General features: G+C 63.7%; 20 protein-coding genes. 12 read left to right on the top strand and 8 right to left on the bottom strand.

Going from position 1 to position 24,528, the window contains the following annotated elements; genetic code table 11:
• Nucleotides 1–25: 25 nt before the first annotated feature.
• The 4 genes from AWT76_RS10010 to bchF form a co-directional block, all read right to left on the bottom strand.
• On the bottom strand, nt 26–3,577 hold the full coding sequence (locus AWT76_RS10010) for a magnesium chelatase subunit H (protein ID WP_072246226.1): 3,552 nt from the start codon (nt 3,575–3,577) through the stop codon (nt 26–28).
• Nucleotides 3,567–5,144 (bottom strand): ferredoxin:protochlorophyllide reductase (ATP-dependent) subunit B, encoded by a 1,578-nt coding sequence (gene bchB, locus AWT76_RS10005; RefSeq protein ID WP_072246225.1) that lies wholly within the window; start codon nt 5,142–5,144, stop codon nt 3,567–3,569. The genes AWT76_RS10010 and bchB overlap by 11 nt, the downstream gene beginning before the upstream one ends.
• A 61-nt stretch (nt 5,145–5,205) precedes the next feature.
• Entirely contained in the window at nt 5,206–6,498 is a 1,293-nt protein-coding gene (locus AWT76_RS10000; protein ID WP_072246224.1) for a ferredoxin:protochlorophyllide reductase (ATP-dependent) subunit N, read from the bottom strand.
• A complete protein-coding gene (gene bchF, locus AWT76_RS09995; protein ID WP_072246223.1) occupies nt 6,495–6,977 on the bottom strand; it encodes a 2-vinyl bacteriochlorophyllide hydratase in 483 nt (160 codons plus the stop codon). Before bchF ends, AWT76_RS10000 begins: the two co-directional genes overlap by 4 nt.
• A gap of 268 nt (nt 6,978–7,245) precedes the next feature.
• Between bchF and AWT76_RS09990 the strand changes: the two genes are divergently transcribed.
• The 8 genes from AWT76_RS09990 (at nt 7,246) to idi (ending at nt 15,919) form a co-directional block, all read left to right on the top strand.
• Complete coding sequence (locus AWT76_RS09990) at nt 7,246–8,082, top strand: cobalamin B12-binding domain-containing protein (protein WP_072246222.1); 837 nt, start codon at nt 7,246–7,248, stop codon at nt 8,080–8,082.
• 57 nt (nt 8,083–8,139) lie between these two features.
• Entirely contained in the window at nt 8,140–9,567 is a 1,428-nt protein-coding gene (ppsR, locus tag AWT76_RS09985) for a transcriptional regulator PpsR (RefSeq protein ID WP_072246221.1), read from the top strand.
• Between the two features lie 98 nt (nt 9,568–9,665).
• Entirely contained in the window at nt 9,666–11,357 is a 1,692-nt protein-coding gene (bchE, locus tag AWT76_RS09980; RefSeq protein ID WP_072246220.1) for a magnesium-protoporphyrin IX monomethyl ester anaerobic oxidative cyclase, read from the top strand.
• Between the two features lie 6 nt (nt 11,358–11,363).
• Nucleotides 11,364–11,954: a bacteriochlorophyll 4-vinyl reductase gene (gene bchJ, locus AWT76_RS09975; RefSeq protein WP_072246219.1), complete on the top strand. Its 591-nt coding sequence runs from the start codon at nt 11,364–11,366 to the stop codon at nt 11,952–11,954.
• A gap of 61 nt (nt 11,955–12,015) precedes the next feature.
• Entirely contained in the window at nt 12,016–12,912 is an 897-nt protein-coding gene (gene chlG, locus AWT76_RS09970; RefSeq protein WP_072246218.1) for a chlorophyll synthase ChlG, read from the top strand.
• Nucleotides 12,909–14,180, top strand: coding sequence for a BCD family MFS transporter (locus AWT76_RS09965; RefSeq protein WP_072246217.1), 1,272 nt, complete (start codon nt 12,909–12,911; stop codon nt 14,178–14,180). Before chlG ends, AWT76_RS09965 begins: the two co-directional genes overlap by 4 nt.
• Before the next feature lie 3 nt (nt 14,181–14,183).
• Nucleotides 14,184–15,365, top strand: coding sequence for a geranylgeranyl diphosphate reductase (locus AWT76_RS09960; RefSeq protein WP_072246216.1), 1,182 nt, complete (start codon nt 14,184–14,186; stop codon nt 15,363–15,365).
• On the top strand, nt 15,362–15,919 hold the full coding sequence (gene idi / locus AWT76_RS09955; protein WP_072246215.1) for an isopentenyl-diphosphate Delta-isomerase: 558 nt from the start codon (nt 15,362–15,364) through the stop codon (nt 15,917–15,919). The genes AWT76_RS09960 and idi overlap by 4 nt, the downstream gene beginning before the upstream one ends.
• A 56-nt stretch (nt 15,920–15,975) precedes the next feature.
• Here the strand turns inward: idi and tspO are convergent, their stop codons facing one another.
• The 3 genes from tspO to AWT76_RS09940 all read right to left on the bottom strand — a co-directional run bounded on the left by tspO (nt 15,976) and on the right by AWT76_RS09940 (nt 19,127).
• Entirely contained in the window at nt 15,976–16,434 is a 459-nt protein-coding gene (gene tspO / locus AWT76_RS09950; protein WP_072246214.1) for a tryptophan-rich sensory protein TspO, read from the bottom strand.
• Nucleotides 16,435–16,554: 120 nt separating this feature from the next.
• Entirely contained in the window at nt 16,555–17,589 is a 1,035-nt protein-coding gene (gene crtB / locus AWT76_RS09945) for a 15-cis-phytoene synthase (protein ID WP_072246213.1), read from the bottom strand.
• Nucleotides 17,586–19,127, bottom strand: a complete 1,542-nt coding sequence (locus AWT76_RS09940; protein WP_072246212.1) for a phytoene desaturase — start codon at nt 19,125–19,127, stop codon at nt 17,586–17,588. The genes crtB and AWT76_RS09940 overlap by 4 nt, the downstream gene beginning before the upstream one ends.
• A gap of 133 nt (nt 19,128–19,260) precedes the next feature.
• On the opposite strand from AWT76_RS09940, the gene crtA reads away from it, so the two are divergent.
• Genes crtA through bchO form a run of 4 tightly spaced genes read left to right on the top strand, consistent with a single transcriptional unit; the run spans nt 19,261 to nt 23,622 of the window.
• Nucleotides 19,261–19,965, top strand: a complete 705-nt coding sequence (gene crtA / locus AWT76_RS09935; RefSeq protein WP_141655930.1) for a spheroidene monooxygenase — start codon at nt 19,261–19,263, stop codon at nt 19,963–19,965.
• Nucleotides 19,962–20,963 (top strand): magnesium chelatase ATPase subunit I, encoded by a 1,002-nt coding sequence (bchI, locus tag AWT76_RS09930; RefSeq protein ID WP_072246210.1) that lies wholly within the window; start codon nt 19,962–19,964, stop codon nt 20,961–20,963. Before crtA ends, bchI begins: the two co-directional genes overlap by 4 nt.
• A 58-nt stretch (nt 20,964–21,021) precedes the next feature.
• Complete coding sequence (locus tag AWT76_RS09925; RefSeq protein ID WP_072247631.1) at nt 21,022–22,746, top strand: magnesium chelatase subunit D; 1,725 nt, start codon at nt 21,022–21,024, stop codon at nt 22,744–22,746.
• A gap of 3 nt (nt 22,747–22,749) precedes the next feature.
• Nucleotides 22,750–23,622: an alpha/beta fold hydrolase BchO gene (gene bchO, locus AWT76_RS09920; RefSeq protein WP_072246209.1), complete on the top strand. Its 873-nt coding sequence runs from the start codon at nt 22,750–22,752 to the stop codon at nt 23,620–23,622.
• Between the two features lie 32 nt (nt 23,623–23,654).
• On the opposite strand, the gene AWT76_RS09915 is transcribed toward bchO, so the two are convergent.
• Nucleotides 23,655–24,428, bottom strand: a complete 774-nt coding sequence (locus AWT76_RS09915; RefSeq protein WP_072246208.1) for a gamma-glutamyl-gamma-aminobutyrate hydrolase family protein — start codon at nt 24,426–24,428, stop codon at nt 23,655–23,657.
• Between the last annotated feature and the right edge of the window lie 100 nt (nt 24,429–24,528).

Below are 24,528 nucleotides of genomic sequence, written 5' to 3'. Positions count from 1 at the left end.
ATGGGCGATATGGCGGCGGGGTGGCTCATTCGGCGGCTATCCCTTCCACGCGGTCTTCGATTTCGTCTGCGGCATCTTGCAACGCGGCCAAGGTGGCGGCGTCAGGTTGCCAGTAGTTGCGTTCCGATGCCTCGATCAATCGGCCCGCCATGCGGGCGCTGGCTTGCGGGTTCAGATCGGCCAGACGGCGGCGCATCGCCTCGTCCAGAACGAAGGTTTCGGACAGGCGCTGGTAAACCCATGGCTCCACCGTGCCGGTCGTGGCCGACCAGCCCAGCGTGTTCGTGACCTGCGCTTCCAACTGGCGCACGCCTTCGGCCTTATGCTCCAGCAGCGCTTCATAAAACTTGGGGTTCAGTGCGCGCGAACGGGTTTCCAGCGCGATCTGGTCGCGCAATGTGCGCACTTGCCCCGCGCCGCGCGTCTGGTCGCCAATATAGACCGGCGTGTCCTGCCCGCCGCGCGCGCGTTTCACGGCGCGGGCAATCCCGCCCAGCGTGTCGAAGTAATGGTCCACCGTGGTGACGCCCAACTCGACCGACTCAAGGTTCTGATAGGCGCAATCGACATTTGCCAGCGTCGCTTTCAGCAGGTCCGGTTGTGCAACGGGTTTGCCGTTCACGCCATACGCAAAGCCCTTGCGGGTCTGGTAGGCATCGGCCAATTCGTCTTCGTCGCCGAAGGTCGAGCTGTCGACCAGCGCGTTGACGTTCGACCCATAGGCCCCTTCGGCGTTGGAAAAGACCCGCAAGGCGGCTTCTTCCAAGGGGATGCCAAGCTCCTGCGCCGTGGCCATGGCATGCGCGCGGATAAAGTTTTGCGACGCGGGTTCCTCTGCCATTGCCGCTTTCAGCGCGGCTTCGGCCAAAAGGCGGGTTTGCAGCGGCAACAGATCGCGGAAAATGCCCGACAATGTCATCACAACGTCAATGCGCGGGCGGCCCAATTCGGCCAGCGGAATCAGGTCCGCGCCCGACAGGCGGCCATAGGCATCAAAGCGCGGGGTCGCGCCGATCAGCGCCAAGGCTTGCGCAATCGGCCCGCCATCGGATTTGATATTGTCCGACCCCCACAGCACCATCGCCACCGAACGCGGCAGGGTCGGGTGCGCATCCAGCAGCTTTTGCGCCTGCACGCGGCCTTCGCGCAGCGCGAAAGCGGTGGGCATGCGGAACGGGTCGAAGGCATGGATGTTGCGCCCCGTGGGCACAATCTGCGGCGCGCGGATCAGATCACCGCCGGGCACCGGCGCGATATACTGCGCAGACAGCGCGCGCATGATGCCGTCCAACTCGGCATCGCCCTGTAGCGCCAAATCCATCGCCGCGCGGGTGTCGTCGTCGCAATCGACCTGCGCCAGCAGGCGGGCACGGGCAGCCGCATCCATCTTGCGGCCCACGATGTGCAGACCTTCGGGGATCAGCGCGTCTTCCAGTTCGAGCAGTTTCAGCCACAGCGTCTCGGGCGCGCCTGCCATGTCCAGCGCCGCGGCCTGATCGGCAATCAAGGCTTCCAGATCGGCGCGGCTGTCGGCGTCGTCTTGCACGCTGCGCCAGCGTTGCAGGCTGTCCTTCAGTTCTTGCAGGCCCTTATACAGGCCCGCATGGGCAACCGGCGGGGTCAGGTGGGTGATGGTCACCGCACCCGAACGGCGCTTGGCAAGCGATGCCTCTGACGGGTTATTGGCGGCATAAAGATAGACATTCGGCATTTCACCAATCAGCCGGTCGGGCCAGTCGCGGGCCCCCATGCCAGCCTGTTTGCCGGGCATGAATTCCAAAGCGCCATGCATTCCGAAATGCAGCACCACATCGGCATTGTAGGTGTTGCGCAGCCACAGGTAGAACTGCGTGAAGGCGTGTGTCGGCGCAAAGCCGCGTTCGAATAGCAGGCGCATCGGGTCGCCCTCATATCCGAAGGTGGGCTGCACGCCGACAAAAACGTTGCCGAACTGGCGGCCAAGGATGAACACGCCGCGCCCGTCGGACTGGATGCGACCGGGGGCCGGGCCCCAGACCGCTTCGATGGCCGAAAGCGGCGGGCAGTTGCGTACCATCTCATCGGCGCTGATATGGGCCGCGACATTGGCCTCTTGCCCGTATTGCGCGGCATTGCCTTGCAGCACCATCTCGCGCAGCGCACCGACATTCTCTGGCAGATCAAGGGTATAGCCCTCGGCCTTCATGCGGGTCAGGGTGTTGAACAGGCTTTCAAACACGCTGAGATACGCCGCCGTGCCGACCGCGCCCGCATTGGGCGGAAAGCCGAACAGCACGATGCCCACCTTTTTCGCGGCATTCGCCTTGCGGCGCAGTTGCACCATGCGCAGGGTCTTTTCGGCCAGCGAGATGATGCGCTCATGGCAGGGCGCCATTTCGCGCGACCCGGTGGTCACTTGGCACCCCATATGGCAACCGGTGCATTTTTCCGCGCCGTGGCGTCCGGCAAAAACCGTGGGGCAGGTCGCGCCGTCAATCTCTGGCAGCGCGATCAGCATGGTGGTTTCCACGGGGCCAAGGCCGGTGCCCGACCCGCCCCATTGGCCAAGTGTCTGAAATTCCAACGGGTGCGCGACCATATAGGGCACGTTCAGCCCTGTCAGCGTTTCCACGGCGGCGGGGCTGTCATTATAGGCAGGACCACCGACCAAGCTGAAACCCGTCAGCGACAAAAGCGTGTCGACCTGGCCTTTGTGATAGGCGTCAATCGCAGGGCGGCCATCCAAGCCCCCGGCAAAGGCCGCGCGCACGGTCAGCCCTTTGGCTTCCAAAGCGCGTATCACCGCGTCGTAATGCGCGGTGTCATGGGCCAGCACGTAAGAGCGCATCAGCAGCACGCCCACGGTGCCAACCGACTGCGCCGGGCGCGGCAGGTCGTCGGGGTTGGTGGTAATGCGGTCGGGAAGGTCGGGGTGATAAAGCCCGACCTCTGGGTAGTCGATGGGCGCGGCGGCTTTGACCTGCGCCCAATCGGCGCGGCCCGAATAGCGCCCGATCAGGAAGCGCATCATGGATTCGATATTGTCGTCGGACCCGCCCAGCCAATATTGCATGGACAGGAACCAAGCGCGCAAATCCTGCGCCTTGCCGGGGATATACCGCAAAATCTTGGGCAGGCGGCGCAGCATGCTCATCTGTTTCGCGCCAGAGGCGGGTTTCGATTTGTCGCCGCCCCCGCGCAGTTTTTTCATGATCTTGGCGATGCCCGTGGCGGGCTTGGCCATGTCCAGATCGCCCATCTTGGTCAGCTTCACGATCTGGGGGTCGGAAATGACGCCGACGAACGCATCGCAGCGCGCACGCGCGGCCTGCATTTCGGGCAGGCAGGCTTGCACATGTTCTTCTATGAACAACAGGTTCGCGCAGACAATATCGGCGGCGTTGATCGCGGCCTTGGCGCGGGCCAGCGCTTCGGGGTTCTCGGCGAATTCCGCAGCGGCATGGATCGAGACGTCCAGCCCCGGAAAATCGGCCTGCAAGCGCGGCAGGACGCGTTCGGCAGGGCCGGCCGCATGCGCGTCGAGCGTGACGACGACAAAGCGGTAAGGCTTGGGCTGGATGTGCTGACTATCGAGCATAATGCGCCTTCGCTTCATAAAGCGTGTCGACCGAAATCTCGTGCAGGCCTTTTTCGGTGGCGAAGGCCTCGGTATTGCGCCGCGCCTTGCCGCGCACGAAAAAGGGGATTTTCTTCAACTCGCGTTCGGCACAGGACAGCCAAACCACGTTCTGATGCGCGGCGCTGACCTGTGAAGGGGGGGCGTCCGCCGGGGGCATCGAGCCCCCGCCCGCCGCGGCCGCAGGTGCGGCGGGCGCGCTGGCCTCTGCCCGTGGTGCGTGGCCGCCATGGTGCGAAGGGCCTGCGTCGTCGTGGAATTCGAAATCCTCGCGGAACATGTGCAATAGGTGCTCTTCCAGCCCCATGACCAGCGGATGCACCCATGTGTCAAACAGCACATTCGCGCCCTCGAACCCCATCTGGGGCGCGTAGCGGGCGGGGAAATCCTGCACATGCACAGGCGCGGAGATGACCGCGCAGGGAATGCCCAGACGCTTGCCGATATGGCGTTCCATCTGGGTGCCCAAGATCATCTCGGGCGCGGCGGCCTCGATCGCGGCTTCGACATCGAGATAATCATCGGTGATCAGCGCCTCTAGCCCGAATTCGCGGGCCAGCGCGCGCAGGGGCCGCGCCTGTTCGCGGTTGTAGCAGCCCATGCCGCAAACCTCGAAGCCCATTTCATCACGGGCGACCTTGGCGGCGGCCATGACATGCGTGCCATCGCCAAACAGGAACACGCGCTTGCCGGTCAGATAGGTGCTGTCCACGCTTGCTGCCCACCAAGGCTGGCGCAGGCGGGTTTCGTCCACCTGCAGGGTGCTGCCCGACAGCGCGCGCACTTCGTCGATAAAGGCGCGGGTGGCGTTTGCGCCGATGGGGATGGTTTTCGTAAACGGCTGGCCGTGTTCCTTTTCCAGCCAGCGCGCGGCGGATTCGGCGGTTTCCGGGTAAAGCAGCACGTTGAAATGCGCGGCCCCCATGCGCTTGATGTCCGCAGGCGACGCGCCCATAGGGGCCGCCACGTTCACCTCTATGCCCATTTCCGACAGCAGGCCGGTAATTTCGGCCAGATCATCGCGGTGACGGAAGCCCAAGGCGGTGGGTCCAAGGATGTTGCAGGTCACGCGGTCGGTGCGGGCCATGGGCGCGGCGAGGGCGCGGCAGATTTGCAAGAACGCCTCGTCGCAGCCGAAATTTTCCTTGCGCTGGTAGCTGGGCAATTCCAGCGCAATCGCGGGCACCGGCAGGCCCATGGTTTCGGCCAGACCGCCGGGATCATCCTGGATCAGTTCAGCGGTGCAGGACGCGGCGACGATCAGCGCTTCGGGCTGGAAGCGGTCATAGGCATCTTGGCAGGCGGATTTGAACAGACCTGCCGTATCGGCGCCCAGATCGCGCGCCTGAAAGGTGGTGTAGCTGACAGGCGGGCGGTGGTTGCGCCGTTCGATCATGGTGAACAAAAGATCGGCATAGGTGTCGCCCTGCGGGGCGTGCAGCACCATATGCATGTCGCGCATGCCGGTGGCGACGCGCATCGCGCCAACATGGGGCGGGCCTTCATATGTCCAGACGGCGAGCTTCATAGCTGATCTCCGGGGCGCTGCCCCGGACCCCGGGATATTTTTGCAAGGATGAAAGAGGCGGTCATTCAGCGGCCTCCAGACGGTTGGGATGCTGGCGCGCGAGAAGCGCGCGGCGGCGCAACGGGCGGGCGAAAAGCGACGCCAGATCGCCTGCCTGTTCGTAGAAATGCACCGGCGTGAAGACGAGTTCGATGGCCCATTTGGTGGCCAACCCCTCTGCCTCTAACGGGTTGGCAAGGCCCAGACCGCACACGGTCAGGTCCGGGCGCGCAGCGCGCACGCGGTCGAGTTGCAGGTCCACGTCTTGGCCTTCGGAAATGACCGGGCCTTGGGCGATCAGGTCCAGTTCCGGGCCGTGCAGATCGGCATGCAGATAGGGGGTGGAGATTTCCACCGCTTCCATGCCGCATTCGCGGGTCAGGAAACGCGCGAGTGGCAGTTCCAACTGGCTGTCTGGCATGAAGAAAACGCGTTTGCCGCGCAGCGTGGTCGCAGCCGCCGCGATGGCTTTTTCGGCGCGGGCACGGGGGGCGGCCACAACTTGGTCAACATGTTCGGGCGCGATGCCGAATTCGGCGGCGACAGCTTTCAGCCAAAGCGTGCTGCCTTCGGCGCCAAAAGGGAAGGGCGCGGCGATGCGCTTGGCACCCCGGCGCTGAAGGGCTGCGTGGGTTTCGCCCGCGAAAGGCTGGGTCAGCGCATAAACCGTGTTCGGGCCGATGCTGGGCATCGCTTCCGCGCGGCGGGCGGGCAGGCAGCGCACCGGCGAGATGCCGATCTGGGCCAGAAGGGCCAGCGCCTGATCTTCGACCACATCGGGCAGGGCGCCCACCAGCAGCAATTCACGCGCCTGCGTCTTGGGCAGCGAGGGCACGAGCGCTGCAAGGCAGGCATCCTCACCCTCGGTAAAGGTGGTTTCAATGCCCGAGCCCGAATAGTTCAGCACCCGGACCGAAGGCCCGTGCTGCGCGGTCAGACGTTCGGCGGCGCGGCTCAGGTCCAGCTTGATAACTTCGGACGGGCAAGATCCGACCAGGAACAACTGCTTGATGTCGGGGCGGCGCGCCAGCAGGCGGGCCACTTCGCGGTCAAGCTCTGCATTGGCATCGGCCATGCCCGCTAGGTCTTTTTCTTCCAGAATGGCGGTGCCGAAGCGGGGTTCGGCAAAGATCATCACCCCTGCTGCCGATTGCAGCAAATGGGCGCAGGTGCGCGACCCGACGACCAGAAAGAAGGCGTCCTGCATTTTGCGGTGTAGCCAGATAATGCCGGTCAGGCCGCAAAACACCTCGCGCTGGCCGCGTTCGCGCAGAACCGGGGTGTCGCGGCAGCCGGTATTCAGGGGGGCGTTCATGCGGGCACCTCTAACGTGCCGCCCATCCGCGCCATGCGCAATTTCCACAGAAACTGCCCGGCATTGATGAAATAGGCGATATAGGCCACGAGCGCGAGGATCATCAGGCTGGTCGGCCCCATGGAACCTGCGAACAGCGCGACAATGTAAATGGTATGCAGCGCGATCACGCCAAAGCTGACGACATCTTCCCAAAAGAAGCTTTCGGCGAACAGGTATTGGCCGAAGACCTCTTTCTCCCAGATCGCGCCGGTGACCATGATGGTGTAAAGGGCTGCGGTCTTGACCACGACCGAGATGGTCGCCGCGGTGTAGCCGTCGCCCGTCATCAAATAGCGGATCACCAGCGCGGCAGAGATAAGGCAAATCACCAGTTGCAGCGGGGCCAGAATGCCTTGCACCAGCGTCCAGCGCGAGGCGTCGCGGCGGGCGCGCTGCTCTGCGGTGTAAAGCGGTTTGTGGGTCCTCGTCCCGCCCATTTGGCGTTCCCTTCTCGATTCCTTGTCATGATGTTACTGCCCTGAATGGCAAAGTGTCAATTAAAACTTACAATCCTTAGGGCTGCTTGGCAGGCGTCCGAAATTCCAGCATATGGGGTTATATTCTAAGCAAAGCCCAAGTTTTACTGTAGCGAAGCTATGGATTTCCGATGGCTTTTGCGATGCTACCGAATTTGGTGTAAGTTTCTTTTGACATTCTTTTGGCCAACTGCGAAACTTGAAGCTGAAAATTGCTCTGGGCTGTTCGATGAGCGAACCCGCGCCCGGCGCAACCTGTGAGGGCGATGTGGAGTATCACGGCCAGACAGATCAGCGAGACAGAGGCGCATCGGGTGGTGCATTGACACAGTTCGCGCTGCGCGTCGTGTCGGAGTTGCAACGCAACACGCCCATCGCGACCGGTGTGCCGCAAGAGGACGTTCTGGCTTTGCTGCTGCGTCACGCCGTGAATGGCGATACCGAACCGCTGGGTCGCCTGTATACCGAGATGAAGCGCTTCGGCATCGCGGCCGAACAGATTATCGACATATACTTCCCCGCCGCCATCAGCCGGATCGGCAATGACTGGCACGAGGGCGATCTGGATATTCTGCAAGCCACGCTGCGCATGTCGCGCCTACAGGCGCTGTTGCGCGAATTGGGGCGGGCCTGGGTGTCGGACAGTATCGGCGATCCGCATGGCCCGCGTGTCCTGCTGCTGATGCCCGGCGGCGAGCAGCATACCCTTGGCGCCATGGTGGCCGCGAACCAGATGCGGCGTGTCGGGGTGTCCGTTCGCGTCTGTCTTGTGCCGACGCCGTCATTTTTAGAGCAACAATTGCAAAATAGCCGCTTCAATGCGGTTTTTGTCTCTGCGTCAAACCGTTCTTGCCTTGCGTCTTGTATCGAATTGGTGAAGAAAATTCGTAGGTTGCCGGTGAGTGATCTGCCGATAGTCTTAGGTGGCGGTATATTGAAAGAGTTGCAGAAAGACATGGATTTAAAGTCTTTGGCCAGCCATGTCGGGGCCGACTTGGCGACGTGTGATGTGACCAAGGCACTTGCGGTATGCGGCTTTAACAAAAGGGCGCAGGCCGCCGAGTAGGCGGGACGTCAAGCTTAGGTTTACCTCCGGTGAACCCTGTAAGGGAGCAAGTCGCACGTGTCGAATGATGGTGCCAATTTTCAGTCGGACGGCGCGGTCCCTATCCTAAGGGACCCGGTCGTCACCTCTGTGGTGGCAACACTGTCCGATGTGTCGATTGTGGTCGGGCATGACGGACGGGTGCGCGCCGCCGTTGCCAAGCCCGATTCCGGCTTTGCAGGGGTTGTGAAAGCTTGGGTCGGGCAAGAGTTTTCGGCATCTTTGGACGGCGATTCCGCCGACCGGTTCCGCGCGCGCTGCGCGGATCTGGCCGAGCGGGCCAAGACCGGAGAGGCGTCGCCTTTCCGCTGGGTCGAACTGGTGCATAAGGGCGTGGGCAGCGGCGGCGTGCCGGTGCGCTATGCCATGCATTGGGTCGCCCAAAGCGAAGAAGTGCTGCTGCTGGGACAAGACCAGCGCCCGGTCATGGAAATGCAGCAACAGCTTATGAATGCGCAAATCGCGCTGGAGCAGGATTACGAATCGCAACGCGAATTGGACACCCGCTACCGGCTGCTGATGGATTTCACATCTGACGCGGTGGCGCTGGTGTCGGCGACAACCGGGGCGATCGTGGACCTGAACCATAACGCGGCGTCGTTATTCGGTGCCTCGCGGGCCGATCTGCTGGATACCCCCTTTTCCGAACGGTTCAACGGGCGGCGGCGCGGAGAGTTGATGTCGGCGCTGACCTCGCCGCTGGCGATGGATGCGCCCAGCCCGATAGAGGTGGAACTGAAAATCTCGCAGCGCCAGCTTTTGCTGTCGTCCAAACTGTTCCGCGCGGCGGGCGAACAGCTTGTTCTTGTGCGGCTGAGCGACCCGGAATTGGGGTCGGTTGCCGATGGCAAGCTGGTGGCGAACCTGCGCCAGTTGTTCTATCGCGGCCCGGATGCCATTGTGTTCACCGACCGCGACGGCAATATTCTGGCCGCCAACGAAACCTTCCTGAACCTGACCGACGTGTCGAACCCCAGCGCGGTTCAGGGGCGTTCTGTCGCGGATTTCTTGGCGCGTGGCGTTGTGGACCTGAAAGTGCTGTTGGAGAACGCGCAGCGCGCGGGCCAGTTGCGCATGTATTCCACCAAGCTGAAGACCGATTTTGACGCCACCGTGGCCGCCGAAATTTCGGCCACATGGCTGGATGACCGCTTGACGCCGGTTCTGGCGCTGGTGATCCGCAATGCCTCTAACGCGGCGGCCCGGCGCGGCGATGCGGGCGCGCAAGATGCCGATATGCGCGGCGTGATGGAACTTGTCGGCTCCAGCACGCTGAAAGACATCGTGGCCGAAACCACCAACGTGATCGAGAGAATCTGCATCGAAACCGCCATCGAGCTGACGCGCAACAACCGCGTGGCCGCCGCCGAAATGCTGGGCCTGTCGCGCCAGTCGCTTTATCTGAAGCTGCGCAAATACGACATGCTGTCGCGCGATGAGGATTGAGGCGTTTTTTCCGCCCGAACCGCGCCTATCTTGATCTGTGTCAATTCATCTTGTCACCCTATGTGTAAACCTATGCTTACATATAGGGGAGTCGTCACATGCGGATCGTTTTCATCCACCCGAACTACCATTCCGGCGGCGCCGAGATTGCCGGGAACTGGCCGCCCGCTTGGGTGGCCTATCTGACCGGGGCGCTGAAGAATAACGGCTTTGACGACATCCATTTCATCGACGCGATGACCAACCATGTCGGCCCGGATGAATTGCGCGCCAAGCTGGCGGAACTCCAGCCCGATGTGGTGGGTGCCACCGCGATCACCCCCTCCATCTATGAAGCCGAAGAATGCCTGCGCATCGCGAAAGATGTGTGCCCTGATGCCCGCACCGTTCTGGGCGGCATTCATGCCACTTTCATGTTCCGGCAGGTTCTGTCGGAAGCGCCTTGGATCGACGTTATCGTGCGCGGCGAGGGTGAAGAGATCATCGTCGCCCTGATGCAGGCCATGGCAGAGGGGCGCTGGCCCGCAGACCGCCACAAGATCAAGGGTTTGGCCTTTGTCGATGACGGTGAAATCACCGCCACCCAAGCCGCCCCCACGGTCAAGGATCTGGACGGGATCAAACCCGACTGGTCCATTCTGGAATGGGATAAATACATCTATATCCCGCTGAACCGCAAAGTGGCCATTCCCAATATGGCGCGGGGCTGCCCCTTCACCTGTTCCTTCTGTAGCCAGTGGAAATTCTGGCGCGATTACCGCGTGCGCGACCCGAAAAAGGTCGTGGATGAGATTGAGGATCTGGTCGAAAACCACGGAGTGGGTTTCTTCATCCTCGCCGATGAAGAGCCATCCATCAACAAGAAGAAATTCGTCGAATTCTGCGAGGAATTGATCGCCCGCGGCCTGCCAGAGCGGATTCAATGGGGTATCAATACCCGCGTGACTGATATCATGCGCGACAAGGATTTGCTGGGCTTCTACCGCAAGGCGGGGCTGGTGCATGTGTCTTTGGGCACAGAGGCCGCCGCGCAGATGAAGCTGGATGTGTTCAACAAGGAAACCACCGTCGCCGAGAATAAAGAAGCCATTCGCCTGCTGCGCGAGGCCGATATTTTCGTGGAAGCGCAATTCATCGTGGGTTTGGACAATGAAACCCCCGAAACGCTGGAAGAAACCTACCAAATGGCGTGGGATTGGCAGCCAGACTTGGCCAATTGGGCGATGTATACGCCTTGGCCCTTCACGCCGCTGTTCCAAGAACTGCGCGATCAGGTCGAGGTGTTCGACTATTCCAAGTATAATTTCGTGACCCCCATCATGAAGCCCGCCGCCATGACGCGCGGCGCACTGCTGGAAGGGGTGCTGAAGAATTACCGCCGCTTCTACATGAAAAAGGCGCTGTTCCATTACCCGTGGCGCGGCACCGGCTACCGGCGCAAATATTTGCTGGGTTGTCTGAAAGCCTTTCTGAAAGCGGGCGTGCAGCGCCAGTTCTACGATCTGGGCAAGACCGATTATTTCACGATGAAATCGCGCGATGATATCGAGTTCGGCTTCGACATGACCCGCACCATTGCCGATGCGCAAATGGCCGATTGGGAAGATCACGCCGACAAGAAGCGCAAGGCGCAGGAACGCCGCGACGCGCTGCGCGCCCAAGGCAAAGCGCGGGCGGTCGAGCGCAACGCCGCCAAGGCCTGCGGCGGCGGGGCGCAGCAGATGGACGGGGCGCGCAGCTTCAAGATGCCCAATGGCGCAACCGCCACCCGCACAGAACCGGCAGAGTAATCGGCCATGTCTGCCCTTGCACCAGATAGGGCACGGATCGGGCCGAATGCGATCTTGCAGCATTTGCCTGTGTTGGATGCCGCCATCGGCGAAGCCCTGCGCGGCGCATTGTTGCACCGCGCGGGCGTCGCAGAACCGCCCCCGCATGCTGGCATGTTGCCAGAGGAAGATGTCGCGCGCCTGCACCATGCGGTGCGCCTGTTCCTGCCCGACCGCGCCCCCGCGATTCAGCGCGCGGCGGGGTTGGCGACGGGCGATTATATTTTGGCCCACCGCATTCCAAAGCTCGCGCAATGGCTGATCCGCGCCTTGCCAAGCGCATTTGGTGCGCGCTTGCTGGCCATGGCTATCACGAAACACGCCTGGACCTTTGCCGGGTCGGGCGTGTTCCGGGTGCTGGGCTATGGGCCGTTGCGGGTGGAAATCCGCAACAACCCCTTGGCGATTGGCCCGTCCGATCATCCCATCTGCGATTGGCACGCTGCGGTGTTCGAACGCCTGTTCGGCGCGTTGGTCTGGCCCGATGTGCAGGTTGTGGAAGAAGATTGCACCGCCATGGGCGCGCCTGCCTGCATTTTCAGGATCGCGCCCCGCTAAAAGCATCTGTCAATCCAACTTTACACTTGCGCGACTCAAGGTTGACAGGCAAGATTTACAGATGACCGTAAGCGATAGTATACAAGCGCGGCTGCCGCACCCCGCCGCCATGTTGGAGCTGATAAAGCCCATCACATGGTTTCCGCCCATGTGGGCCTATCTATGTGGCGTCATCTCTGTCGGCGTCTGGCCTGATAGCTGGGCCTTGGTGGTCTTGGGGGTGCTTCTGGCTGGTCCCATCGTGTGTGGCATGTCTCAGGCCGCCAATGATTGGTGTGACCGGCATGTCGATGCGATCAATGAACCCCATCGGCCCATCCCCTCGGGCCGTATTCCGGGCCGCTGGGGGCTGTATATCGCGCTGGCGATGAGTGTGCTGTCGCTGGGCGTTGGCTGGTTGCTGGGGCCGTGGGGTTTTGGCGCGACCGTGGTGGGCGTGCTGGCCGCTTGGGCCTATTCGGTCGAACCCATCCGCGCGAAACGCTCGGGCTGGTGGGGGCCGGGGCTTGTCGGCCTGAGCTACGAAGCCTTGCCATGGTTCACCGGCGCGGCCGTCATCGCCGCAGGCGCGCCGCGGTTCGAGATCGTGGCGATTGCCGTGCTCTATGGTCTGGGCGCGCATGGGATTATGACGATCAATGATTTCAAGGCAATCGAGGGCGACCGCCAAATGGGCCTGCGCTCTTTGCCGGTCACGCTTGGCCCGGTCAATGCCGCGACGGTCGCGGGCACGGTGATGGTGCTGGCGCAACTGGTTGTCGTCTGTCTGCTGGTGATCTGGGGCAAGCCATTGCACGCAGCCGCCATAGCCGTTGGCATCGGCGTGCAGATCTGGGCGCTGGGGCGCTGGCGGACGGACCCCGCAAAACTGGCCCCATGGTTCAACGGCACCGGCGTTGGCCCTTATGTTCTGGGCATGATGGTGGCCGCGTTCGCACTTCAAGGACTGCCTGCATGACATTGTCTTGGCTACAGATTTTCCGCCTTGGTCTGGTGCAGGCCGCGCTTGGGGCGATCGTCGTTCTGATGACCTCTACCCTCAACCGCTTGATGGTGGTCGAACTGGCGCTGCCCGTGGTTCTGCCCGGTGCGCTGGTTGCGTTGCATTACGGCGTGCAGATCACCCGCCCGCAATGGGGCCACTTGGCCGACCAGGGCGGCAACCGCACCCGCTGGATTATCGCGGGCATGGCGCTGCTGGCGTTGGGCGGTGTGGGTGCGACGCTGGCCATTCCGCTGCTGGAAAGCAACCTCGCCCTTGGTCTGGCTGTTTCGGTCGTGGCTTATATCGTGATCGGCCTTGGCGTTGGCGCGTCCGGCACCTCGCTTCTGGCGCTGTTGGCGACCGCGACCGCCGAACGCCGCCGCCCGGCGGCGGCAACGATCACATGGCTGATGATGATCGCGGGCATCGCGCTGACGGCGATCACGGCGGGCAGTTTTCTGGACCCCTATAGCCACGCGCGGCTGCTTATGGTTGTTTCGGTCATCTGCACCGGCGCGGTCGCCGTGACCATTCTGGCCGTCTGGGGCATAGAACGCCGCGTCATCGCGCGCCCGGCACCCCCCGCGCAAAGCTTTCGCGACGGGATGCGCGATATCTGGGCCGACCGCGCCGCGCGCAACTTCACCTTTTTCGTTTTCCTGTCCATGACTGCCTATTTCATGCAGGAACTTATCCTAGAGCCTTATGCGGGCCTTGTATTCAACTTCACGCCCGGCCAATCCACATCCATGTCGGGGGCGCAAAATGGTGGCGTGTTCCTTGGCATGGTGCTGGTGGGCGTGGCGGCCACGGGCTTTCGGCTTGGCAGCCTGCGGGCATGGGTTGTGGCGGGCTGTGGCGGCTCTGCCGTGGCGCTGGTCGCGATTGCCGGGGCCAGCACTTGGGCCTTGCCGCTTGTGCCGCTGGTTGTCACACTGGGGTTCTTCAACGGTATGTTCGCGGTCGCGGCCATCGGGTCGATGATGCAGCTTGCGGGCGAGGGCGCGGACAAGCGCGAAGGTGCGCGTGTGGGCCTGTGGGGCGCGTCCCAAGCCATCGCGGCGGGTTTTGGCGGGCTGACAGGTGCTGCGCTGGTGGATGTCGCCCGCGCGTTGATGCCCGTGGCAGATGCTTTTGCTGCCGTGTTTCTATTCCAAGCCATCCTATTCGTCGCGTCGGCCAGTCTGGCTGCGCGCATCATGACAGCGCGAGAGAACGCCGCGCTGGTTCCGGGGGAATAACCTATGACCTTTGATGTTTTCGTTGTGGGCGGTGGCCCTTCGGGCGCAACTGCCGCCGATGATCTGGCGCGCGCCGGGCACAAGGTCGCGCTGTTGGACCGGGCCGGGCGGATCAAGCCTTGCGGCGGGGCCATTCCGCCACGCGCGATTGCGGATTTCGACATTCCCATGTCTCAGGTCGTCGCCCAGATCACCACGGCGCGGATGATTTCGCCCACCGGGCGGGCGGTGGATATTCCCATCGAGAACGGTTTTGTGGGCATGGTTGACCGCGAGCATTTTGACGAATTCCTGCGCGCCCGCGCCGCCGAGCATGGGGCAGAGCGCCTGACCGGCACCTTTCTGCGGATTGAACGGGATGCGGCGGGCACCCATGTCGTCTGGCGCGACAAGGCCACAAAGGAAGAGCGCCGCAGCCTGACCAAGCTGGTCATCGGCGCGGATGGCGCGCGCTCCAACGTGGCCCGCGCCGAAGTGCCGGGGGGCGACAAGATCCCCTATGTGATTGCCTATCATGAGATCATAAAGGCACCGCCTGCCAATGACAGCTACAACCCCGACCGCTGCGACGTGATCTATGATGGCCGTATTTCACCCGATTTCTACGGCTGGGTTTTTCCGCATGGCAAAAGCTGCTCTGTCGGCATGGGCACCGAAAAGCCCGAAGCGGACCTGAAAGCCGCCACCGCCGATCTGCGTGCCATGTCGGGGCTGACGGGCTGCGAAACCATCCGCCGCGAAGGCGCACCCATTCCGCTGCACCCTATGGACCGTTGGGACAATGGCCGCGACGTGGTGCTGGCGGGCGATGCGGCGGGGGTGGTTGCACCCTCTTCGGGCGAGGGGATTTATTACGCCATGGTCGGCGGGCGCGTGGCCGCGACCGCGGCGCAAGCGGCGCTGGCATCCGGCAAGCCCAAGGATCTGGCCCTGGCGCGCAAGCTGTTCATGCGCGAGCATAAAACAGTGTTCAAGGTGTTGCGCTCCATGCAGGACGCTTATTACAAATCGGATGATCGGCGCGAGCGCTTCGTCAGCCTGTGCCACGATATCGATGTGCAGCGCCTGACATTCGAGGCTTATATGAACAAGAAACTTGTCGCGGCCCGACCGCTGGCCCATGTGAAAATCGGCATCAAGAACCTGCTGCACCTGACCGGGCTTGTGCGCCCCAATTTCACATGAGCTGGCTGATCCCCGCATGGGAAGACGGGGTTTTGCGCCCGCTCGACAAGCTGGACGTGCATCGCCGTGGGCTGAAACACAAGGCGATCAGCGTCTTTGTGACAGAAGGCGACAGGGTTCTGTTGCAACGCCGTGCCGTGCAGAAATACCACACGCCGGGGCTGTGGACGAATACATGCTGCACCCATCCGCATTGGGGCGAGTCCGATCTGGTCTGCGCCAACCGGCGACTGGACGAAGAAATGGGCATCACCGGGCTGCATCTGCGCCATGTGGCCGAAATTGAATACCGCGCCGATGTCGGTGGCGGGCTGGTCGAGCATGAACTGGTGCAGGTCTATACCGCGCGCGCCATGCCAGACCTGACCATTGCGCCCAACCCCGAAGAGGTGTGCGATATTGACTGGATCAACCTGTCATCTTTGAATGCCGTGATCGAACGGGTGCCAGAGCGGTTTACGCCTTGGCTGCGGATTTACCTACGCGACCATGCCGCGCAGATTTTCGGGGCAGACCGCGCGCAGGAAATGGCAGGGGCAACGCTGCACCACTAGCTTGGGCTGCCTGCGGCCTTGCGCAAGGCCGGTCCCAAGGGTTTCGCCAGATTGCCTTAGGCAAATTGCGGGTTGCGCTGCCAGACAGAGAAATTCAGCGCCCCCGCGATCGTGACCCAAAGCAGATAAGGCGCGATCAGGTAACCTGCAAGCGGGTCAAGCAGGTAGAAGCTGACAAGGGTCAGCGCCACTGCGACCCAAAGACAGCTTAGAATGACCATTGCCGCGCGCATCCGCCGCAGCCCGAAAAACACCGGCGACCACAGGGTGTTGAACGCGATCTGCATAGCCCAGAAAGCCAGCGCCTGTTGCGACCCATCGACCTGCGCCACGCGCATTGCGGCATAGGACATGGCGACATAGAGCGACAGCCAAACGATGGGAAATACCAATCCCGGCGGCGTCCAGACGGGTTTGTCAAGGTTCTCATACCATTTGCCCGGCTCGAACATTGCCCCGGTGGCCCCTGCGGCCCCGCAAGCCGCAAGAAAGGTCAGAAACAGCATCCAATCCATACGCGCACCTTTTCCGGCCAAGTGGGTTTGACCTAACTGCGCCCCCTTGCGGGGGCAAGACTTATCTTGGGCGCCCTTGCGGGCGCGCGCTCTTTGCTCGGTATTTGGGCGACATTTATGTCAGGCGCTGCGCTGGTCCAGACCGATTTGCGCATTGCGGCGTTGCAGGTCTTGCGCGCGCAGGCGGGTCAAGGCGTCGATCAGCGTGTCAGAGCGGCTGGCCGGTGCGTGCCCTGCTGCGGCATCGACCAGAAAGGCCACTTCGGGGGCGGGCACGGCATAAAGCGTCGCCATGCGCGGCTGGATGGTGCTAAGGCCCGCGCGCAGGCCCGACAGCGCCAGCCAGCCCAGTTTGCGCGCGCGGCCCGTATGCGCGCGACCCGTGACACTGTCGTATCCGCGCGCACGCACGGCCCTGCCAATGCCTGCATAGATATGGCGCGCGGCGAAAATGCCGGGGCGACAGGCCAGCGGCAGATCGGCAATTCCGGGCTCAGCGCGCAAATACAGGCGGTCGGCCTGCTGAAGCAGGCGCGCGGTCATGGCGCGGATTTCGGGCGTGGCCGTGGGGCGTTGCAGAAAGGTCTGCGCATTCACACCGGCTGCGGCAAACCAGTCGCGCGGCAGATAGATGCGGCCCAGTGCAGCATCTGCGCCCACATCGCGGGCGATATTGGTTAGTTGCATGGCCAGCCCCAGATCGCAGGCGCGGGCCAACCGGTGCCGGTCGCGCACCCCCATGAGCACGCACATCATGACGCCGACGACTGCGGCCACGCGGGCGGAATAGGCTAGCACGTCCGACAAACTATGATACTGGCGCTCTTGCGCATCCCATGCCAGCCCTTCCAGCAGCGCGTCAGGCAGGGCGCGGGGCAGGGCATGCGCTTCGATCATGCGGGTGAAACAGCGGTCGATCGGCGCGTTGAACGGCTGGCCCGCATAGGCGCGGTCCAGCCGCTCTTGCAAGTGCAGCACGGCTTGAACGGGGGCTTTTCCCTCATCCACCGCGTCATCGGCCAGCCGACAAAAGGCGTACAGCACCAGCGACGGGTCGCGCACCTTCGCGGGCAGCAGTTTCGACGCCGCATGAAACGACAGCGAGCCCGTGCGGATCGCCGCGCGGCATTCGGCCAGATCGCTTTCGGCGCTCATTCTGCGGCCATGGGCAAAGGCGGGGCCATCGGGCGCGGCGCGTCCGGCACAAGCTGGCCCATCACCTCTGCGGTGCCGATCACGCCGGGCACGCCCGCGCCGGGATGGGTGCCTGCACCCGCCAAGTAGAGGCCCGGCAGTTCTTCGGACACGTTATGCGGGCGGAAATAGGCGCTTTGCAGGATGCGCGGTTCGATGGAAAAGCCCGCGCCCAGCGGCGACAGATAGCGATCGCGAAAGGTTTCGGGCGTGAAGACAAGGCTCTCGGACACGCGGTCGGTCAGGCCGGGCAGCAGACGCTCTTCCAGCATGGCCAGCATTTTTTGGCGGTAGGGTTCCGCTTCGGTGGCCCAATCCACCCCGTTGTCATGGCCCAGATGCGGCACGGGGCTTAGCACATAGAACGTGTCATCCCCGTCCGGGGCAACCGACGGGTCGGTGACGGATGGGCGGTGGACATACAGGCTCATATCTTCGGCCAGCCTGCCGCGAATGAAGATATCCTTGATATGCTCGCGGTAGCGCGGCCCGACGACAATGGTGTGATGCCCCACATCGGGCCACATATCCGCTGTGCCCCGCGTGCCGAAATACCACACGAACAGGCCCATCGACCAGCGCTGGCGCTTGACCTTGGCATCGGTCCAGCGGCGGCGCGTGCGATTGCGCAGCAGGCGGGTATAGGTATGCCCGGCATCTGCGTTCGAGATGGTCACATCGGCGCGAAGCTGTGTGCCATCGGCCAAGCGAACGCCAGAGGCCCGCCCGTTTTCCACCGTTATTTCATCAACTTCCGTGTTCATCTTAATGTTGCCACCCTGGTCGCGAATGACCTGCGCCATGGCCTCGGCAATCGCCTGCACCCCGCCCATGGCGTAATGCACGCCGAATTGGCTCTCCAGATGGCTGACAAGGATATACATGGATGTCACGCGAAACGGGTCGCCCCCGATAAACAGCGGGTGAAACGACAGCGCGAAACGCAAGCGCGGGTCACGCACGCGGCGGGCGGCATGGGCATAGACGGAGCGATCCGCGCGCAGCCAAACAAAGCGCGGCAGCACCTTTATCAGCTCCCACAGCTCGTTCATGGGGCGGCGGCCAAGGTCTTCATAGCCGAACCAGTAGCGGTCCTCGGCATCTGACAGGAACTTGCGGAACCCCGGTAGGTCGCGGGGTGACAGCGCCGCGACCTCGGCCTCTGTCGCGGCCTTGTCGGCATGTAGCCGAAACGATGACCCATCCGGCCAGCGGATTTCGTAAAACGGTTTCATGGGCTTAAGCGTAACCTCGCGGTCAAAATCGCGCCCGCAGGCCGCCCATAGATCGCGCAGGCCCTGCGGCACGGTCACGATGGTTGGCCCAAGGTCAAACCGGTGCCCGCCCATGGTGATGGATGACCCGCGCCCGCCGACGCGGTCCAGCTTGTCAATGACCGTGACCTGATAGCCCTTGGCCCCAAGCCGCATGGCGCTGGCCAAACCGCCCAATCCTGCCCCGATCACGATTGCCTGCGAGGGCGCGATAGAATCACTCATCTTCGGTTCCCGTGCCTTTTCATTCAGGTCAGCCTACACCGCGCCGATGTGTCAATCAAGGTTTACATTTGTTCCTTTACTCTGTCTATCTGTTGTGACAGACTTCCGTAGAAGTCGCAGGATGGAATCGCCCATGCAGACGGTTACGCTCAGCTTGTTCCGCTTTGACAGCCCGCTTTCGCGCCTGTGGGTGCTGGGGCAAATGGGGGCGGCACGTTTCGTGCTGCCGCGGGTGCCCGGCCTTGCCTTCTGGAAGCTGTGCGGCTCTGGCACGGGTGAAGGCTTCACGCCGCGCCCGAATTGGGGTGTTTGGGCGATCCTTTCTGTCTGGGATAGCATGAAAGCCGCACGCGAAGGGTTTGAGAAAAAACCTTTTTCCAGTTGGACGGCGCGTGCGGATGAACGCTACACCATTTTTATGGAACCCGCATCTGCGCGCGGCCATTGGGGCGGCGTGCGCCCGTTTCAGCCGGCGGGCGAGGTAACCGGTCCCGTCGCGGCCATGACCCGCGCCACCGTCAAACCCGCCCGCGCGCTGCGCTTTTGGGGGCGGGTGCCGGATATTTCCGCCAAGGTGGGCGCCGATCCGAATGTCATGTTCAAGATCGGCATCGGAGAGGTGCCGCTGTTGCACCAAGTCACCTTCTCTGTCTGGCCCGACACGGCCACCATGGCCGCTTTCGCCCGCCGTGGTCCTCATGCAGATGCCATCCGCGCCGTGCGCGATGAAGGCTGGTTCAACGAAGAGCTTTACGCCCGGTTCCGCCTGACCGGCACAAGCGGCACATGGCAAGGGCATGACCCCTTGGCCCACAGTATTCAACAGGAGGCCGCATGACGCCGTTCCCCTTCGCTGCCATCGTCGGACAGGACGAGATGAAAACCGCGATGGTGCTGACCGCCATTGACCCGAAAATCGGCGGGGTTCTGGTCTTTGGCGACCGCGGCACCGGCAAATCCACCGCCGTGCGGGCACTGGCGGCGCTTTTGCCGCCGATTCAAGCGGTTGCGGGTTGTCCTTGCAACTCTGCCCGGCCAGAGGATTGCCCCGATTGGGCGCAGGTCAGCGACACCGCCTTGGTCCAACGCCCCACGCCGGTCGTGGACCTGCCCTTGGGCGTGTCCGAGGATCGGGTGACGGGCGCGCTTGATATTGAACGCGCGCTGACGCGCGGTGAAAAGGCGTTCGAGGCGGGGCTTCTGGCCCGCGCGAACCGGGGCTACCTGTATATTGATGAGGTCAACCTGCTGGAAGACCACATTGTCGATCTGCTGCTGGACGTGGCGCAATCGGGCGAGAACGTGGTCGAGCGCGAGGGGCTGTCCATCCGCCACGCCGCGCGTTTTGTGCTTGTGGGGTCCGGCAACCCGGAAGAAGGGGAACTCCGCCCGCAGCTTCTGGACCGTTTTGGCCTGTCTGTCGAAGTGACCAGCCCGAAAGAGATCGAGACCCGGATCGAGGTTATCCGCCGCCGCGATGCCTATGAAAACGACCATGCGGCCTTTATCGCCGAGTGGCAGCCAGAGGATGCCGCCCTGCGCGAGCGTATCCTTGCCGCCCGCGCCGCCTTGCCCGCGCTGCAAACCAGCAATGTCGTGCTGCATGACGTGGCCTCTGTTTGTCTGGCGCTTGGGTCTGACGGGTTGCGCGGAGAGTTGACGCTATTGCGCGCGGCGCGTGCGCTGGCTGCCTATGAAGGAGCGTCCGAGTTCACGCGCGACCATATTCGCCGCGCCGCGCCCATGGCGCTGCGCCACCGGCTGCGCCGCGACCCGCTGGATGATGCAGGGTCCACCGCGCGCGTGGCCCGGCAATTGGCCGAAGTGCTGCCATGATGCTGCGCTTCAACTGGCCCCAAATACGCGGTGGGGTGCCCCGCATATCGCAGCCCAGATGACCCCGTTCGACGATACCAGCGGATCGCGCCGCCCAGCCCCGCCGCCCGACCCTTGGGCGCAAGTGGGGCTGGCGCTAAGCTTGCTGGCCATTGACCCCAAGGGCCTGCGGGGGCTGTGGCTGCGTGGGCGCGCCGGGCCGGTGCGCGACCGCATTCTGGCCGCGATTACCCCGCTTGAGCCGCGCAAGCTGCACCCGTTCATGCCCGAAGATGCCCTGTCGGGCGGTTTGGACCTGTCGGCCACGCTGGCGCTGAACAGCGTGCAGCGCCATGCCGGGCTGTTGGAACGTGACGGGTTCCTGACCCTGACCATGGCCGAACGCTGCCCGCCGGGGCTGTCGGTGCGGCTGGGGCAGGCTTTGGATGCGCGGCCCGCGCTGACCCTGATCGCGCTGGACGAGGCCGCCGAAGAGGGCGAGGGCCTGCCGCAAGCCCTGGCCGACCGCTTGGCGCTGTTTCTGGATATTGACGCGTTCGGGTGGTCCGATAGCGCCGATCTGGCGCTGGACCGCGCCCGCATTGCCAAGGCGCAAGCGCGGCTGGCCCATATCCCCCTGACCCCCGACGCGTTGGAACAATTGACCCGCGTCGCGCATGGCCTTGCCATTGACAGCCTGCGCGCGCCGTGGCTGGCGCTGATGGCGGCACGCGCCCATGCCGCGTGGCGCGGCGGGCAGGCGTTGAGCGAGGATGATCTGAAAACCGGCGTGGCACTGGTACTGGCGCAGCGTGCGCGTGCGCTGCCCCCCGACGACGCCCCGCCGGATGACACGCCGTCCCCGCCAGAGCCACCGGAGAACGACCCCGAAGAGGGGCGCGACCGCGAGCAACAAGAGCCGCAACTCCCCGACGATCTGCTGATTGACGCGGCCTTTGCCGCGCTTCCGCCCGGCCTGCTGGCGCGGCTGCAAGCCGCGAAAGCGGCGCGCGTGGGGGCGGGCAATAGCGGCGCGGGGGCGGTGCGCAAGTCGCTCGCGCGCGGGCGGCCCATCCCGTCGCGCCCCGGCAAACCCGGATCGGGCGCGCGGGTTGATGTGATCGCCACCCTACGCCAAGCTGCGCCGTGGCAGGCCATGCGCCGCGCAGCCCGGCCCGATGCCCCGGCGGATCGGCTTTTGCTGATGCCCGATGACATCCGCATCAAACGCTACCGCGACCGCACCGACCGGGTGCTGATCTTCGTGGTCGATGCCTCCGGCTCTGCCGCCGTCGCCCGTCTGGCCGAAGCGAAGGGCGCGGTAGAGATCATGCTGGCCGAAGCCTATTCCGCGCGCGACCATGTGGCGCTTGTCACTTTTCGCGGCGACACGGCGGAACTGGCGTTGCCGCCCACGCGCTCGCTTGTGCAGGCCAAGCGGCGGCTGGCGGGCTTGCCGGGGGGCGGTGCCACGCCTTTGGCGGGCGCGATGCAGGTGGCCTTTGAAGCCGCCTTGCAGGCCCGCGCGCGTGGCATGGCGCCGACATTGGCCTTCCTGACCGACGGGCGCGGCAATATCGCGCTGGATGGCACGGCCAATCGCGCGCAAGCCGCCGAGGATGCGACCACGTTGGCCCGTGCCATTGCCGCGCGCGCCATTCCGGCGCTGGTTATCGACACCAGCCTGCGCCCCAAACCACAACTGTCGGACCTGGCCGCGACCATGAAGGCCACGCGGATTGCCTTGCCCCGTGCCGATGCACGCGCCATGGCGACGACGCTGGGCGCGGCTTTGGGGGACTAGGCCATGGACAACCTGCCCGCCGATTGGCCGCTGCGCGAGCGTTCGCGCATGATCCGCTGTCGCCCGCATGTCTGGCATGTGCAGACCATGGGGCAGGGACCGGATGTGCTGTTGTTGCATGGGGCGGCGGCCTCGGGGCACAGTTTTCACCGGCTGGGTCCGCATTTGCCCGGTTTTCGGCTGATCATGCCCGATTTGCCGGGGCATGGCTACACGCGCGCGGGCGGTCATCTGCGGCTGGGGCTGGATGCCATGGCCGATGATCTGACCAGCCTTTGCGCCGATCAGGATTGGCGGCCCATGGCGATCATCGGCCATTCGGCAGGGGCGGCGGTTGCCTTGCGCATGGCAGAGATCATGCCACGCCCGCCCTGTGCGGTGGTGGGGATCAACGCGGCCCTTGGCCCGTTTGACGGCTTTGCAGGCTGGCTGTTTCCAAAACTGGCGCGGGCCATGGCCACGGGGCCATTTGCGGCGGCGGTGGTGACGAAACTGTCGTCATCGCGCGCGCAGGTGGCACGGCTTTTGGCGGGGATGGGCTCGCCGCTGGATGCTGAGGGCGTCGAGATGTACCGCCGTCTTGTCAGCCGCACCCGGCATATCGAAGGCACTTTGGGCATGATGGCCCAGTGGCAGTTGGAACCGCTGCTGGAACGTTTGCCGCAGATCGCCGTGCCGACGCTTCTGATAACGGCGGCAGGCGACAAGGCCGTGCCGCCCCGCGTGTCGCAAGAGGCCGCAGCGCGGATGCCGCGCGCGCGCCATGTCGCGTTGCCGCGTTGGGGGCATTTGCTGCATGAGGAAGCGCCAGAGCAGGTCGCCGCGCAGATCCTGCCGTTTTTACAAGACAATCGCGGCGCGCTAAGCGCGGTCTAGCGCCTGCCGCCCATGTGCCGTCCGCGCGCCGTCTAGGCGCTGAGTCGCCATTCGCGCAGGCCGCTGGCCCAAGCGCGAGCGGCTTGGCCGAAAGCCTCGAACAGGGGGCGCGACACAGGGTCATCGCCCGCGCGCCATTCGGGGTGCCATTGCACCGACAGCGTAAAGCCCGGCGCACCGTCCACATACAGCGCCTCTGGCGTGCCATCGGGCGCGTGGCCGTCGATGACAATGCGCGCGCCTTCGCGTTTCACCCCTTGGCCGTGCAGCGTGTTGGTCATCACTTCCGGTGCGCCCATCAGGCGGTGGAACACGCCGCCGTCGGTAAAGCGCACGACATGGCGCAGGGCGAATTTCTCTTCCAGCGTGCCATCGGGGGGCATGCGGTGGTTCATCCGCCCCGGCAGGTCGCGGATTTCGGGGTAAAGCGTGCCGCCCATGGCGACATTCACTTCCTGAAAGCCCCGGCAGACGCCCAAGAAAGGCTGGCCGCGTTCGACACAGGCACGCACCAAGGGCAGGGTGATGGCGTCGCGTGCGCGGTCGAAGGCGCCATGGGCGGGGGTTTCCGCTTCGCCATATTCCTCTGGGTGCACGTTGGGGCGACCGCCGGTCAGCAAGAACCCATCGCAGACATCCAGCAATTCATTCACCGAGACGAGCGCCGGATCGGCAGGCACTAGCAGCGGAATGCCACCCGACACTTGCGAAATTGCTTCGGAATTCATCGTGCCGCCAGCATGGGCGGGGTATTCGTCGTTTATAAGATGTGAATTGCCGATAATGCCAATAACGGGCCTGCGCATGTCAAATCCTTGCGGTTATGTCCGTAACGTAACAATTTCCGCGCAAAGGTCGAGAGGTTGCGCGCCGCTTTGCCCATTTACACGCCACCGTGCCCGGCCA

The organism is Roseibaca calidilacus, from assembly GCF_001517585.1.
Classification (GTDB): Bacteria; Pseudomonadota; Alphaproteobacteria; order Rhodobacterales; family Rhodobacteraceae; genus Roseinatronobacter; species Roseinatronobacter calidilacus.
Note: the sequence above shows the minus strand (reverse complement) of the source record. Positions and strands in the feature narration are given on the sequence as shown.

Bases quoted from the DNA above. Each gene is read 5' to 3' on its own strand.
- AWT76_RS10010 (WP_072246226.1), bottom strand. From the start codon at position 3,577: ATGCTCGATAGTCAGCACATCCAGCCCAAGCCTTACCGCTTTGTCGTC.
- bchB (WP_072246225.1), bottom strand. From the start codon at position 5,144: ATGAAGCTCGCCGTCTGGACATATGAAGGCCCGCCCCATGTTGGCGCG.
- AWT76_RS10000 (WP_072246224.1), bottom strand. From the start codon at position 6,498: ATGAACGCCCCCCTGAATACCGGCTGCCGCGACACCCCGGTTCTGCGC.
- bchF (WP_072246223.1), bottom strand. From the start codon at position 6,977: ATGGGCGGGACGAGGACCCACAAACCGCTTTACACCGCAGAGCAGCGC.
- AWT76_RS09990 (WP_072246222.1), top strand. From the start codon at position 7,246: ATGAGCGAACCCGCGCCCGGCGCAACCTGTGAGGGCGATGTGGAGTAT.
- bchE (WP_072246220.1), top strand. From the start codon at position 9,666: ATGCGGATCGTTTTCATCCACCCGAACTACCATTCCGGCGGCGCCGAG.
- bchJ (WP_072246219.1), top strand. From the start codon at position 11,364: ATGTCTGCCCTTGCACCAGATAGGGCACGGATCGGGCCGAATGCGATC.
- chlG (WP_072246218.1), top strand. From the start codon at position 12,016: ATGACCGTAAGCGATAGTATACAAGCGCGGCTGCCGCACCCCGCCGCC.
- AWT76_RS09965 (WP_072246217.1), top strand. From the start codon at position 12,909: ATGACATTGTCTTGGCTACAGATTTTCCGCCTTGGTCTGGTGCAGGCC.
- AWT76_RS09960 (WP_072246216.1), top strand. From the start codon at position 14,184: ATGACCTTTGATGTTTTCGTTGTGGGCGGTGGCCCTTCGGGCGCAACT.
- idi (WP_072246215.1), top strand. From the start codon at position 15,362: ATGAGCTGGCTGATCCCCGCATGGGAAGACGGGGTTTTGCGCCCGCTC.
- tspO (WP_072246214.1), bottom strand. From the start codon at position 16,434: ATGGATTGGATGCTGTTTCTGACCTTTCTTGCGGCTTGCGGGGCCGCA.
- crtB (WP_072246213.1), bottom strand. From the start codon at position 17,589: ATGAGCGCCGAAAGCGATCTGGCCGAATGCCGCGCGGCGATCCGCACG.
- AWT76_RS09940 (WP_072246212.1), bottom strand. From the start codon at position 19,127: ATGAGTGATTCTATCGCGCCCTCGCAGGCAATCGTGATCGGGGCAGGA.
- crtA (WP_141655930.1), top strand. From the start codon at position 19,261: ATGCAGACGGTTACGCTCAGCTTGTTCCGCTTTGACAGCCCGCTTTCG.
- bchI (WP_072246210.1), top strand. From the start codon at position 19,962: ATGACGCCGTTCCCCTTCGCTGCCATCGTCGGACAGGACGAGATGAAA.
- AWT76_RS09925 (WP_072247631.1), top strand. From the start codon at position 21,022: ATGACCCCGTTCGACGATACCAGCGGATCGCGCCGCCCAGCCCCGCCG.
- bchO (WP_072246209.1), top strand. From the start codon at position 22,750: ATGGACAACCTGCCCGCCGATTGGCCGCTGCGCGAGCGTTCGCGCATG.
- AWT76_RS09915 (WP_072246208.1), bottom strand. From the start codon at position 24,428: ATGCGCAGGCCCGTTATTGGCATTATCGGCAATTCACATCTTATAAAC.